Raw genomic sequence first — 13,280 nt, forward strand, 5'->3', positions numbered from 1 at the left:
CATAATGATATCCTCCTTCATGAGTTGACTGCTTGAACATGTTAAGCATAAACTATGAAGTGAACTCTAGGGCAAGCGGTCCAAAGGAGAAATGATGATAAAAATTCAGGAACTGGCGGACAAGATAGGATTAACGATCCATACGATCCGCTTTTATGAAAAGGAAGGCTTGCTGGATGATCGGCATGTCCGGCGAGAGAGCAATAATTACTGCAACTATTCGGAAGAGGCTGTCGAGCGGTTGAGGCTCATCAAGAATTTCCAGTCCATCGGCTGTTCGCTGGCCGAACTGAAGGATGCTTTGCAGGACTGCGACCCCAATATGAGCACCAATCTTTTCCATGAAATACCCTGCTCGTAAATGCAAAACATTTAACTGTTCAATTTGGTTTAAACCCTGTTCAAGCAGATGTAATCCCGTAACTGGCCCAGTACCTTTTTCTTTATCAGCCCCCAGCTACTAAGAGAAACAACATTCTTAACTTTTGATTGATGGTCAATCATACAAAAAAAGACACCGTACCCTTGGGGTAAAGTGCCATGTACTAGTGAGCTTACGAAACAACATTTTTATATATGAGTCACAAATTCGTTTACCGGCTTCCGGTAACCGCGCGGCTTCCGGCTCTCCACCTTCTCTTTACCGATGGTGATCATTAATACAACCTCATGCTGGTCGTCGATGTTGAGGACCTCTTTCACCGCTTCCGGATCAAAACCGATCATTGGACATGTATCCCAGCCCTTATCCTTGGCCGCCATCATGAACAGCATCGCAGACAGCGACGCATTGCGGATCGCCTCGTCTCTTTGAAATTGTTCCCCTTTCGATTCATAGGTAGCAACGGTATCGTTGACCATATGATCATACTCCTGCTTATTAACCACGCCCAACAGCTTAAGTCCTTCATAAATTTCGGCTGCCTGAAGATATGCCTTTTTATCCCCCAGGACCACAATAACCGCAGCAGAACTGCCTACTTTATACTGCCCATATGCCGCTTTCTTAAGCTTTTCCTTATAGACCGGGTCGGTGACCGCGATATAGCTTGTATGCTGCAGGTTAAAAGCCGATGGCCCCAGCTTGACCAGCTCAAAAATTTCATTCAGTTCTTCCTTCGTGATCGGGTGATCTGGAAGAAAATTGCTTGCAGAACGTCTTTCCTTTACCACTTGTACAAAATCAGTCATTTCGTTCTCCTCCAATTCGGTTATCTTACATTTCTATATCGGATAATCATTAAAATTATTTATCTTTATTTAAAGATTTTTTCATCATAAAGCAATACTATTCCTCTTTTATTACGGTGTCAATCTCTTTTAAACAAAAAAATCCCCTCCGGCAATAAAGACATTCAACCGAAAGGGATCATTATCATTTACTATTTTTAAATCGCAGCAGCCTCTTTGCCCAGCGGCATTGTATAATACCAAGGCTTCTGGTCTTCGTTCTGCTGGTATACCACAATCAGGAGTGTACGGCCATCGGCCGTCAAAGCGCTGCCTCCACCCAGAATATGTTCAAGCCGGAACGGCAACACGTCAACCACCGCGAACTTCTGCAGCTCCTTCTCCCCCATTCCCAATTCAGCAAATGCAGGTGAAGTGAATCGTTCTCCGGCAGGAGCTTGCACCACATCCGGATGGCTGGCCGCCAGTTTGACATACTCGCTGCGGTCGTCTTTATCGAGCGAAGTGTCCCACCAAATTTTACGCGGCTTATACTTGTGATTCAGGAAGTAGTCCAGCTTCATCAAGCCGAGGACAACATCCATTCTCTTTGTATCGCGCTGCTTAAGAAAAGCGTAAAGCCGGTTAAACAGATCCTCCAGCTGATGTCCGATCTTCTGCCAGCCCTGCTCCTCCCAATAGTCCCCGAACTGCTGAAAGAAGTCGAAGGCGGATGGGAATTCTCGTTCGATCAGGTAGTTCAGCGTATGATCCATCCGATGTGCGTTCCAGTATTTCTCCAGCACATCCTCCAGTCGCTTCAAACGAACAATATCTGCAAAAGACAACATGTCATTGCTCAGCATTTCATACGGCGCAACATCCATATAAATGTAGTTATACTTCTCGGCATCCAGGCGGAGGCCCGTACCGCGCAGCATTTTGAGGAAGCCGAGCTGCAGCTCTTCCGGACCTAGTGCGAAAACGTCATTAAAGGTTTTGCAGAATGTGTTATAGTCCTCCAGCGGCAGGCCTGCGATCAGATCCAGATGCTGGTCGATCTTTCCGCTCTCTTTGACCTTCGTTACCGTCCGCGTCAGCTTGGCAAAGTTCTGCCGCCGTTTCACCAGTTCGTTCGTCGGATCGTTGGTGGACTGCACGCCAATTTCGAACCGGAAAATACCCGGAGGCGCGTGCTCTGCCAGATAGTCCAGCACCTCTGGCCGCATAATGTCCGCCGTAATTTCAAACTGGAATACACAACCCCGGTGGTTTTCGATCAGGAACTTGAACATCTCAAGGGCATAATCCCGCTTGATATTGAAGGTGCGGTCGACGAACTTGATCAGCTTGGCCCCGTTGTCAATCAGATACAGCAGGTCGGACTTGGTCCGCTCAATATCAAAGTAGCGCACACCGACCTCTATACTGGACAGGCAGAACTGGCAGCTGAACGGACAACCCCGGCTTGTTTCGAAATAGACAACCCTCTTCCCAAGCTCGGGAATATCCTCCGGGAACCGGTACGGGCTTGGCAGCTCGTTCAGATTGGCCTTCGGCCGCCCTGGCATAAGGATAACCTCGTCACCCTTGCGGTAAGCCAGGCCGTACACAAAATGATACTTGCCCGCTCCCTCAATCTCCTGCAGAAGCTGATGAAACGACTCTTCCCCTTCACCCATCACGATAAAGTCGACGTTATGCAGCCGGTTCATCCAGTATTCCGTATCATAGGAGACCTCCGGTCCGCCGAGCACGACTTTTACATCTGGCATAACCTTCTTCAAGACGTCAATGACCTTGATCGTTTCTTCGATATTCCAGATATAACAGGAGAAGCCGATCACGTCCGCTCCCCGCCGGTACAGGTCTGAGACGATATTCATCACCGGGTCCTTGATCGTATATTCCGCCAGCTCAATGTCAAAATCGCGCTCGCTGTACGCCTTCAGACAGCGGATAGCGAGCGACGTATGGATGTACTTCGCGTTTAAAGTGGACAGAATGACTTTCATGGGTCACGACCTTTGCGTAAATTGGTTAAAACTCATCGTCATAGAGCGGAGCTGAATCGTCTGTCTGATTCAGGAAGAAGTCCAGGAACGGCTTGCCGTACTTCCGGAATTTCACTTCCCCGACCCCTTTGATGCGCAGCATATCCGCTTCGCTCCGCGGATTGGCTACGCTCATTTCCCGCAGGGTAGCATCGTTGAAAATAATATAGGAAGGCACATGCTCCTTCGCCGCCAGATCACGGCGGATCAGGCGCAGCTGCTCGAATACCGTCTCATTAACCGCTGACGGGTAAGCATCTCTGCCGCGTCGGCTGCCCGAGCCGCCAGAGATGGCAGTCGCATGACGCACAACACGCTGCATGACCTGGCGCTGCCCTTTTAATACCTCTGCCGCAAGCTGCTGCAGCCGTACAACCGGATACTGTCCTTCGCTGAGGGACAGATATCCTTCCGAGATCAGCACGTTGATGATCTCTACGATTTCCTTTTCCGTGTGGTTGCCCATGACGCCATAGGTCGGGAGGCTGTCAAAGCCGTACTGCAACACCTTTTTGTTGCGTGAACCCTTCAGCACCGCCGCGACCATCGTCGCGCCAAACCGTTCCCGCATGCGGTGAATGCAGGAAAAGATTTTCTGCGCATCCACCGTCATATCCACGAGCTCGCGCTCATCGGTGCAGGAGCTGCAATTCCCGCACGGTGTATCGTCATGCGCTTCGCCAAAATAATCCAACTGTGCGCTGCGCAAACAGCGGGTTGTATAGCAATAGTCAACCATCTGCTGCAGCTTCCGGTAGTCGTTGCGCTTGCGTTCCTCATCCTGCGGGTTCTGCTCAATCAGGAATTTCTGGGTGACAATATCCTGCGGCCCAAACAGCAGGATGCATTGGCTCGGATCGCCGTCACGTCCGGCCCGCCCGGCTTCCTGTACATAAGCTTCCATATTCTTCGGCATGTTGTAATGAAGCACATACCGTACGTTCGATTTATCAATGCCCATCCCAAATGCATTCGTCGCGACCACGACTTGAATATCGTCATACAGAAAAGCCTCCTGGCTTTCCGCGCGCTCATCGTCACTCATTCCGGCATGGTAACGCCCTGACGCTAGACCGGCATCGCGCAGGCGCTGGTACAGATCGTCGACATCCTTGCGTGTCGCTGCATAGATAATGCCCGCCTCTCCGGCATGCTCCCGCACATAGTTCATGATATAAGCTTTTTTGTCCTCACCCCGCAGCACATGAAACGCCAGGTTATCACGACCAAGTCCGGTGACAAACGTCCCGGGCTCACGCAGCCGCAGCAAACGCACAATATCATCCATAACCTGCGGTGTCGCCGTTGCCGTGAAAGCAGCCAGGATCGGACGCTGTGGCAAGCTGTCTACAAACGGAGCCACAGCCAGGTAGCTTGTCCGAAAATCATGCCCCCACTGTGACACACAATGCGCCTCATCCACGGCAACACAGGAGATCGGCAGTTGGGCTATCTCCTCACGGAACCAGTCCAGCTCCAGACGCTCCGGTGCGACATAGAGCAGCTTCAGGTCGCCGCGCTGCGCTCTCCGGATACGTTCATTCACTTCCCGGCCGCTTAAGGTACTGTTAATGAATGCTGCCGGTATTCCCATCGCAGTCAGCGCATCTACCTGATCCTTCATCAGCGAGATCAGCGGGGATACGACCAGCGTAAGACCGTCATACAGCAATGCCGGAATCTGATAGCAGATGGATTTGCCCCCGCCAGTCGGCATAATGCCGAGCGTGTCGCTGCCCTGCAGCAGACTTTCTACAATTTTCTTTTGTCCTTCCCGGAAATCGGGATATCCATAAAACTTGATCAAAAGCTCGCGCGCCTGTTCCAGACCCGGTGCTTGCACGTTCATTATTCAAAACCCCTTATAAACAGCGTTCATAACGCCTATAAACCTTTTGTTCTCATGCTTAACCGATTTTACGGCCTAAACATCCAGTACATGTTATTTTCCCATCAATACGGCATCATTTCAATAGGCAACGGAACTTGGAAACCCGCTGTATCCCGCCTGTATCTCTAGTTTAGCGGGCTTCTAAAAAATGGGCAACCGAACAAGCCATTCTGCCAAAAACGTGTACTTCTTTTCAACCCTGTGTTAGCGCCGCCGATGGTCAGGTGACATAGTATACATTATTTGATTTAACGGATGACTCTAAGGGGAGTGAATTAGCGTTTATGAAGAAAAAACAATAATAGCAATCCGTCTCAGTTAACTCGGAACGTATTATGATGAAAAGGAGGCTAACAAATGTCACAACCCAACATACCTAACATAACACCTAATATATCCTTAACCAGAAATGATGCTATCAACTTGCTTATATCTTCTGTAGCTTTTGAAGAACTTGGCCTAAGCCATATTCTTAATGCGGAAGGAGAAAAACTGCAATATGTGCTTGGGACGTTCCCGGGTATTTCCAGACCGGCTCCTACAATAAGTGAACTTTTGGCTGTCAATGATAGTGTCAGAAATATGGTGAAAGATATAACAAAAAAAGAGTTGGTACTTCAAAACAAGCTGGAATATATTTTAGACGCACCTTACTCAGGTGATTCAACAGGGCCGACCGGCGCTACTGGGCCGACGGGTGGCACGGGTGCCACAGGGAACACGGGCGCTATCGGGCCGACCGGCGACACCGGACCGACGGGTGACACCGGACCGACGGGTGGCACGGGTGCGACGGGCACCACGGGCGATCCTGGGCCGACTGGGGCTACTGGGGCGACAGGATCTATTGGGCCAACCGGGGCCTCGGGAGCCACAGGGAACACGGGAGCTTCAGGCGCTACCGGACCGACAGGTGACACGGGCGCGACGGGACCCACGGGCGCTACCGGGGCGGTTGGAGCCACTGGGGCGACGGGGTCTATTGGGCCAACCGGGGCGACGGGCACCACAGGGGCCACGGGAACCACAGGGGCCACGGGGGCCTCAGGCGTTCCCGGGCCGACAGGCGACATCGGACCGACGGGTGGCACGGGCGCCACGGGACCCACGGGTGATCCCGGGCCGACGGGCGACATCGGACCGACGGGGGCGACGGGAACCACGGGGCCATCGGGCGTTCCCGGGACGGCTGGCGCTACTGGGGCGACGGGGTCTATTGGGCCAACCGGGGCGACGGGCACCACAGGGGCCACGGGGGCCTCAGGCGTTCCCGGGCCGACAGGCGACACCGGACCGACGGGGGCGATGGGGGCGACGGGGCCATCGGGCGTTCCCGGGCCGGCTGGCACTACTGGGGCGACGGGCGCCATTGGACCAACCGGCACCACGGGCGCCACAGGGGCCTCAGGCGTTCCCGGGCCGACAGGCGACATCGGACCGACGGGGGCGACGGGGCCATCGGGCGTTCCCGGACCGGCTGGGGCGACGGGGGCTACAGGACCTATTGGGCCAACTGGGGCTACTACGGGCGACACCGGCGCTACTGGACCAACGGGGACCACAGGAGCCACGGGGGCATCGGGCGCTATCGGACCGACGGGCGATACCGGGCCAACCGGAGCTACTGGGGCGACGGGATCCATTGGGCCAACGGGGACGACGGGCGCCACGGGGGCTACCGGGCCGACAGGTGATCCCGGACCGACAGGGGCCTCAGGCGTTACGGGACCCATTGGGCCAACTGGGGCATCGGGCGCCACAGGAACCATAGGGGCAACTGGTATCACTGGGGCCACAGGCAACACGGGCGCCACGGGAACCACGGGGGCGACGGGAACCACGGGCGCCACGGGGTCCACGGGGGCGACGGGAACCACGGGAGTCACGGGAACCACGGGGTCCACGGGCGCCACGGGAGTCACGGGCACCACGGGGGCAACGGGCGCCACGGGCGCCACGGGAACCACGGGGGCGACGGGGTCCACGGGAGCCACGGGCGCCACGGGAACCACGGGGGCGACGGGGTCCACGGGCGCCACGGGAACCACGGGAGTCACGGGAACCACGGGAACCACGGGGGCGACGGGGTCCACGGGAACCACGGGCGCCACGGGAACCACGGGAACCACGGGAACCACGGGCGCCACGGGAACCACGGGAACCACGGGCGCCACGGGAACCACGGGAACCACGGGGGCGACGGGGTCCACGGGAGCCACGGGAACCACGGGGGCGACGGGGTCCACGGGAGCCACGGGGGCGACGGGGTCCACGGGCGCCACGGGGGCAACGGGAACCACGGGGGCGACGGGGTCCACGGGAGCCACGGGGGCGACGGGGTCCACGGGAGCCACGGGGGCAACGGGAACCACGGGCGCCACGGGCACCACGGGAACCACGGGGGCGACGGGAACCACGGGGGCGACGGGGTCCACGGGCAGCACCGGACCCACAGGCGGCACCGGACCCACGGGCGATACCGGACCCACGGGGAACACCGGGCCAACCGGCGGCACCGGACCCACAGGCGGCACCGGACCCACGGGCGATACCGGACCCACGGGCAATACCGGGCCAACTGGCATCACTGGACCCACAGGCGACACCGGACCCACGGGCAATACCGGGCCAACTGGCATCACTGGACCCACAGGCGACACCGGGCCCACGGGCAACACCGGGCCAACCGGCAGCACTGGACCCACGGGCAACACTGGACCCACGGGCAACACCGGGCCCACGGGCAACACCGGGCCAATCGGCAGCACTGGACCCACAGGCGACACCGGGCCCACGGGCAACACCGGGCCAATCGGCAGCACTGGACCCACAGGCGGCACCGGACCCACGGGCAATACCGGACCCACGGGCGATACCGGACCCACAGGCGGCACCGGACCCACGGGCAATACCGGGCCAACCGGCAGCACCGGACCCACGGGCAATACCGGGCCAACCGGCAGCACCGGACCCACGGGCGACACCGGACCCACGGGCAATACCGGACCCACGGGCAATACCGGGCCAACCGGCAGCACCGGACCCACGGGCGATACCGGACCCACGGGCGACACCGGACCCACGGGCAATACCGGGCCAACCGGCAGCACCGGACCTACGGGGAACACCGGGCCCACGGGGAACACCGGGCCAACCGGCAGCACCGGACCCACGGGGAACACCGGACCCACGGGCGACACCGGGCCCACGGGGAACACCGGGCCAACCGGCAGCACCGGACCTACGGGCGACACGGGGGCCACAGGCGCTACCGGACCGACCGGCCCTTCCATAACCAGCATCAGTATCATCCCTACGGCGTTCAGATATTTTCTCATCCTCCCAAGTGATACGAGTTTATCTGCTCCGGTAGCGTTCGCCGCAACCCAGTTCACTGATGATTCCGGTAACCCGGCCGCGGCATTCAGCGGACTTGGAGCAAACAGCTACAATAACTTATTTATCAACGGAATCCTGCAAGAGGGGAGCTTATATAATGTAATTTCATCTGCATTAACGTTAAATAACGGGGGCGGAACCCTTTATGCTGGAACTCCGGTCATTTTAGAGATCGTTAACTTTACAGCCATATTTTCATAACAAATTTGTCTATCTATATAGCAGGACAGTGAAAAGTTCTCGTACATGAATGACCTTTCACTGTCCTTCCATTCCTGCTGCTCCAGACAAACCACGTTCGAATGGTCTGTAGTGCTCATCGTCGGCCGGATGCTGCAGGGCTTTGGGCGTTGCTGGAGTTAGTGATAAAGATATCATGGCCTAGATTACGGGGTTAAGCTTACTTCTTGGATCACCTTCTCGGGCCCTTTCTCAGTTCAACAGTATTGGGGATAAAATCATCTACTACGAAACCTCACTGGTTCAGTTTATCTAGTAATTTTAAAAATACTCTTTTAACCTCCTACTATCGCCGCTCCTTTCTCTACCTGCCGAACATATCTTGGTATAGAGAAAGGAGGTGAACCGCTATGCCAATAACTCCTCCCTTCCAGGCCTCCAGAAAGTTCCAGTCTACCTTTGGAGCCGGAACCGGAACAGGTGCGACGTTCGCCATTGCCGCAACTACCTTTACAAATGACGCTGGAGCTGCAGCAACAGCTTTTCCAGGCTCCTTTGCTTATTATGTACTCTATATCAATGGTGTTCCCCAAACATCTGACGTTTCAACCATCTCAACGACAACGATTACCATACCTGGCGGTGATGCACTCGACGCAGCCACACCTTTGTTAATTGAATTTGTCGTCACTTAAGGTCTGTTGTACGAAAGTACCGGTTATCTTATTAGATAACCGGTACTTTCTATATTAGCGCAAGCCATTACTGACGACGCAAGCTTTCCGCTAAGCTCCTTACATAGCATTCCACCTGCCCGCATGGTATAGTGGACACGATACTACACAGGATGGAGAAATTACCGATATGGGTGAACAGCAACGCCCCCGCAAGGGAGCTCAAACCTATGAACAACCGAAAAAACAATCCCAGCCCAAAACACATACAGGCAAAAACAATGCCAATACGGGTGCCAAGATGGTCTCTTCCGGTCCCAAGCCAAAAGGGGCATACAAACAGCCCTTCTCCCGCAAGTCCACAGGTGCTGCTGATGCAGAGGAGCTGCGCCCGGACGACCGTATCGTCGTTACGATCAAGCGGCTGGGCATCAACGGGGAAGGTGTTGGATATTACCGCCGCAAGGCTGTTTTTATAGACGGGGCACTCAGCGGAGAAGTTGTGAAGGCCAAAGTCATTGACGTACAGCCCAAATTCATTAAAGCAGAACTGACCGAGATTGAGAAAAGATCCTCGCATCGCATTGAGCCCCCCTGCCCCGTGTTCGGTGTCTGTGGCGGCTGCCAAATTCAGCACCTTTCTTATGAAGGCCAGTTAGAAGCCAAGGTGGACATTATACGTGAAGCCTTCAGTCGTTATGCCGGACTGGAGGATATCAAGATGAAACCGATGCTGGGTATGGAGCAGCCGTGGGATTACCGCAATAAAGCACAGCTTCAGCTCACCCGCCGCCAGGGCGAGGTCATTGCCGGGCTATATGAAGCGGAGAGTCACGACATTGTGGACATCAGCGGCTGTCCGATCCAGCATCCGAAGGTCAATGAAGCCGTGGAAAAGGTAAAATCCGTGCTCGAGGAACTGCGAATTCCGCTGTACAAAGACAACGGCTCCCGTGACGGTGTCCGTACCATCGTCGTCCGTCATGGCTTTCAATCCGGTCACCTGCAGGTGACTCTGGTCACCACCGGCAGCAAGCTGCCGCGCAAGGATGATTTCGTGCGTCTGCTGCGCCTCACGCTGCCGGAAGTAACAGGCATCTCCATGAACGTAAATCCGAAACGCACATCGCTCATTTTCGGCGATAAAACGATTACGCTCTGGGGAGCGGGAGCCATGCAGGAATCGCTCGGCGATCTGGAGTTCGCCCTGTCCCCGCGCGCGTTCTTTCAGCTTAATCCGCAGCAGACGGTCAAGCTGTATGAAAGCGTCAAGGTTGCAGCCGGCCTGACCGGGCGTGAAACCGTTGTGGATGCTTATTGCGGGACAGGCACCATCGGTTTATGGCTGGCTCCTTACGCCAAGGAAGTTAGGGGGATCGAGGTCATTCCGGAAGCCGTCGAAGACGCAAAACGCAATGCGGAGCGCAACAACCGGACCAACGCCTCCTTCTATGTTGGAGAAGCGGAGGAACTGCTGCCCCGCTGGGTGAAATCCGGCTTCTCCCCTGACATTATCGTTGCCGACCCGCCTCGCACCGGCCTGGACCGCAAGTTTCTGGACACGATCCTGCGTACGAAGCCCAAACGTTTCGTTTACGTATCCTGCAATCCATCCACTTTGGCCAAGGACTGCAAGGTCCTGCTGGATGGAGGATATGCGATTGAGTGGGTTCAGCCTGTCGATATGTTCCCACAGACGAGTCATGTGGAATGCTGTGCGTTGATAGTGAGAAGTAAAGGATAAACAGAAGGGTTCGAGAAGCTGTAAAAGATTCTCGAACCCTTCTGCTTTAATTTGTTAGAAAAATGGCTTAAAATGATTTTTAGCCATACAATGAGTTACATTTTATGGTAACATGGTGATAGCGGTTTGTTTTGCCGAAAATGACGGAAGGGGTGACGTATTTTGAAAAGGATGGAAAATCAAAATTGTATGCCTATGAGAGGGCTTGCCTCTTAGCGGAGTTTAGTCCTCTCATAGATAGTGGGAGGAAAACAACAAAATGATGAAGTTAGGTAACATGGTTAAAGGTTTGGCTTCGGATGCCGTTGCCAAAAATCTTATTCAAAATTGGGAATATGACGAAGGTTCATTGAAATTCTGGCGTGCCAGTTCAAACTTCGTCTATGCTTTTGAGAAAAACCAGGAGAAATATTTTTTACGATTCAGCTTTGATCAAGAGAGTGCAATCGAACAAATTAAAGCCGAGCTTGAATTCATGGAATATTTGAAATCGAATCATTACCCTTGTGTTTCTCCTATTCTTTCAGTAAATGGTAACTATATTGAGACAGTACAGAACTCAGAAGGAACGTATTTTGCAGTTGTGTTTAGTTCAGCCAAAGGCATCACATTGGATGAGAACATAACCGAGGTGCAATGTGAGGACTGGGGAAGATCACTTGCTTCCTTGCATCAATTATCGAAAGTGTACGAGCCTTCCGATACGAAAAGATCGAACTGGCAGGATATACTACGAAAAATTGATGCTATGTTACAAAGATACCCGGATGAACAAGAAGCAATTGAAGAACTTGGTAGATTAACTGAGTGGCTTCAAACATTTCCGATTTCAAACAGTAATTATGGATTAATCCACTATGATTTTCAACTGGACAACATATTTTATAAATCGAATAATCGTTCATTTAGCGTTATTGATTTCGATGATGCTGTTTATAGCTGGTATGCTCACGACATTATAACGGCTCTCGATGATTTTCTGGGCGATGATATGAACTTGGATAATCCTCAAGTGAAGTCGTTTCTAAAAGGTTACTGTTCAGTAATTCCGCTGAGCAATGAGGACATTAACCAGTTTCCGTACTTTCAAAGATTCATGAAGTTGTATAGGTTTTCGAATTTGTTATGGTCGTTGGAAGGTTCTGAAATCACAGATGCGCCCAAATGGCTTAATGATATAAAGTTAAAGCTCGCTCGCGTTAGAGATGAATTTAGGCAGGGATTTCGAGAGCAACATTGAGTGAATAATAAACAAGATCCACCAGGCGTAATGCAAGGTGGATTTTGTTTTTTGGAATCATTGATTCGCTTGAATGAACATACGTCCGTGGATTGAAATTCACACCCATCGTGTTATAATAAGGGCAGAAACAGCGTATAATGCAAAGAGAGCCGTGCGCTAACACGACTCTCCTAGCAATAGCCGCTTTTAAGGGCGGTTGGCTTAACAAGAGGACATACGATCAAGCAGACCGCGACCTTTGCATGGGGGGCGGTCTACTTGTTTTTATTGGACAGCAGCGCTACAATCAGCGAACCAAAGGTAAGCATCAGCATAACCGCTTCAAACACTGTCACAAGGCATCACCTCCCTTCCGGGAGATTAGCCGACCGCCTATATCAGCCTTTCTATTGCTTTTGCAATTATATCATGCAGGGAGAGTTTTAGGAATATACTGGCACCAGTAAACCCACATTCTGCACCGCCATAATGGTCAATACCTCCATCCAGTTCCAGCATATTTCACTAATGATTCCACCAAAAATTTGACCATCCGCGTTTTTTTAAAACAGATTCACCTCTTGATACCTACCTTCTAAACCATCAGGGAAATACATTAAATTAAACTCAACCATCTTGTTTCTTATGTAGTCTTTGTCAGCATTAATAACTTACCATACCGGGCTGGAAATGAAAGACCAGAAGAGGATTTGCTGCAAGTAATGTATGTTTTTTTCTGATTGGAGCCAGATTGTTAACAAAGCGCCGACAAAAATGGACGAACTCACTCTGGCTGTCTTCGACGATACTTGCGGCAACCTGATTCAGATTGTGCAGCAGTAATAGCAAAAAGGGAGAGCTAACCTAGGGGCTAACCTCCCTCTTTTTAGTTTTGAGATGCTATCGTACTATATCATGTTTTTTATACCTGCCGAGCGTTCACCTG

General features: G+C 53.1%; 9 protein-coding genes and 1 pseudogene. 6 read left to right on the plus strand and 4 right to left on the minus strand.

What is annotated here, in order from left to right; all coding sequences use genetic code 11:
- Positions 1–94: 94 nt before the first annotated feature.
- Entirely contained in the window at positions 95–361 is a 267-nt protein-coding gene (locus tag ACE41H_RS08765; RefSeq protein ID WP_375354809.1) for a MerR family transcriptional regulator, read from the plus strand.
- 209 nt (positions 362–570) lie between these two features.
- Here the strand turns inward: ACE41H_RS08765 and ACE41H_RS08770 are convergent, their stop codons facing one another.
- The 3 genes from ACE41H_RS08770 to recQ all read right to left on the minus strand — a co-directional run bounded on the left by ACE41H_RS08770 (position 571) and on the right by recQ (position 5,073).
- A complete protein-coding gene (locus ACE41H_RS08770; RefSeq protein WP_375354810.1) occupies positions 571–1,191 on the minus strand; it encodes a nitroreductase family protein in 621 nt (206 codons plus the stop codon).
- A 197-nt stretch (positions 1,192–1,388) separates the two neighbouring features.
- Positions 1,389–3,185, minus strand: coding sequence for a B12-binding domain-containing radical SAM protein (locus tag ACE41H_RS08775; protein WP_375354811.1), 1,797 nt, complete (start codon positions 3,183–3,185; stop codon positions 1,389–1,391).
- Between the two features lie 25 nt (positions 3,186–3,210).
- Positions 3,211–5,073, minus strand: a complete 1,863-nt coding sequence (recQ, locus tag ACE41H_RS08780) for a DNA helicase RecQ (RefSeq protein ID WP_375354812.1) — start codon at positions 5,071–5,073, stop codon at positions 3,211–3,213.
- A 399-nt stretch (positions 5,074–5,472) separates the two neighbouring features.
- Here recQ and ACE41H_RS08785 point away from each other — a divergent pair, with 399 nt between their 5' ends.
- From ACE41H_RS08785 to ACE41H_RS08800, 4 genes are all read left to right on the plus strand, one after another.
- The gene (locus tag ACE41H_RS08785) at positions 5,473–8,715 is read left to right on the plus strand and encodes an alpha-helical endospore appendage domain-containing protein (protein ID WP_375354813.1); all 3,243 of its coding nucleotides are present in this window, start codon (positions 5,473–5,475) and stop codon (positions 8,713–8,715) included.
- 389 nt (positions 8,716–9,104) lie between these two features.
- Positions 9,105–9,389, plus strand: coding sequence for a DUF4183 domain-containing protein (locus tag ACE41H_RS08790; RefSeq protein ID WP_375354814.1), 285 nt, complete (start codon positions 9,105–9,107; stop codon positions 9,387–9,389).
- 169 nt (positions 9,390–9,558) lie between these two features.
- Positions 9,559–11,112 carry a 23S rRNA (uracil(1939)-C(5))-methyltransferase RlmD gene (gene rlmD / locus ACE41H_RS08795; RefSeq protein WP_375354815.1) on the plus strand — a complete coding sequence of 518 codons (1,554 nt, stop codon included), beginning with the start codon at positions 9,559–9,561 and terminating at the stop codon, positions 11,110–11,112.
- Between the two features lie 259 nt (positions 11,113–11,371).
- Positions 11,372–12,352 (plus strand): phosphotransferase enzyme family protein, encoded by a 981-nt coding sequence (locus ACE41H_RS08800; protein WP_375354816.1) that lies wholly within the window; start codon positions 11,372–11,374, stop codon positions 12,350–12,352.
- A 257-nt stretch (positions 12,353–12,609) separates the two neighbouring features.
- Here the strand turns inward: ACE41H_RS08800 and ACE41H_RS08805 are convergent, their stop codons facing one another.
- Complete coding sequence (locus ACE41H_RS08805; RefSeq protein WP_375355063.1) at positions 12,610–12,690, minus strand: putative holin-like toxin; 81 nt, start codon at positions 12,688–12,690, stop codon at positions 12,610–12,612.
- Positions 12,691–13,099: 409 nt separating this feature from the next.
- Between ACE41H_RS08805 and ACE41H_RS08810 the strand changes: the two are divergent.
- Positions 13,100–13,177: pseudogene (locus ACE41H_RS08810) on the plus strand (VOC family protein); the annotation flags it as partial.
- Between the last annotated feature and the right edge of the window lie 103 nt (positions 13,178–13,280).

Source organism: Paenibacillus enshidis (assembly GCF_042136365.1).
Lineage (GTDB): Bacteria > Bacillota > Bacilli > Paenibacillales > Paenibacillaceae > Paenibacillus > Paenibacillus enshidis.

Excerpts from the sequence above, each read along its gene's own strand:
- ACE41H_RS08765 (WP_375354809.1), top strand. The coding sequence starts at position 95 with ATGATAAAAATTCAGGAACTGGCGGACAAGATAGGATTAACGATCCAT.
- ACE41H_RS08790 (WP_375354814.1), top strand. The coding sequence starts at position 9,105 with ATGCCAATAACTCCTCCCTTCCAGGCCTCCAGAAAGTTCCAGTCTACC.
- ACE41H_RS08785 (WP_375354813.1), top strand. The coding sequence starts at position 5,473 with ATGTCACAACCCAACATACCTAACATAACACCTAATATATCCTTAACC.
- ACE41H_RS08770 (WP_375354810.1), bottom strand. The coding sequence starts at position 1,191 with ATGACTGATTTTGTACAAGTGGTAAAGGAAAGACGTTCTGCAAGCAAT.
- ACE41H_RS08800 (WP_375354816.1), top strand. The coding sequence starts at position 11,372 with ATGATGAAGTTAGGTAACATGGTTAAAGGTTTGGCTTCGGATGCCGTT.
- recQ (WP_375354812.1), bottom strand. The coding sequence starts at position 5,073 with ATGAACGTGCAAGCACCGGGTCTGGAACAGGCGCGCGAGCTTTTGATC.
- rlmD (WP_375354815.1), top strand. The coding sequence starts at position 9,559 with ATGGGTGAACAGCAACGCCCCCGCAAGGGAGCTCAAACCTATGAACAA.
- ACE41H_RS08775 (WP_375354811.1), bottom strand. The coding sequence starts at position 3,185 with ATGAAAGTCATTCTGTCCACTTTAAACGCGAAGTACATCCATACGTCG.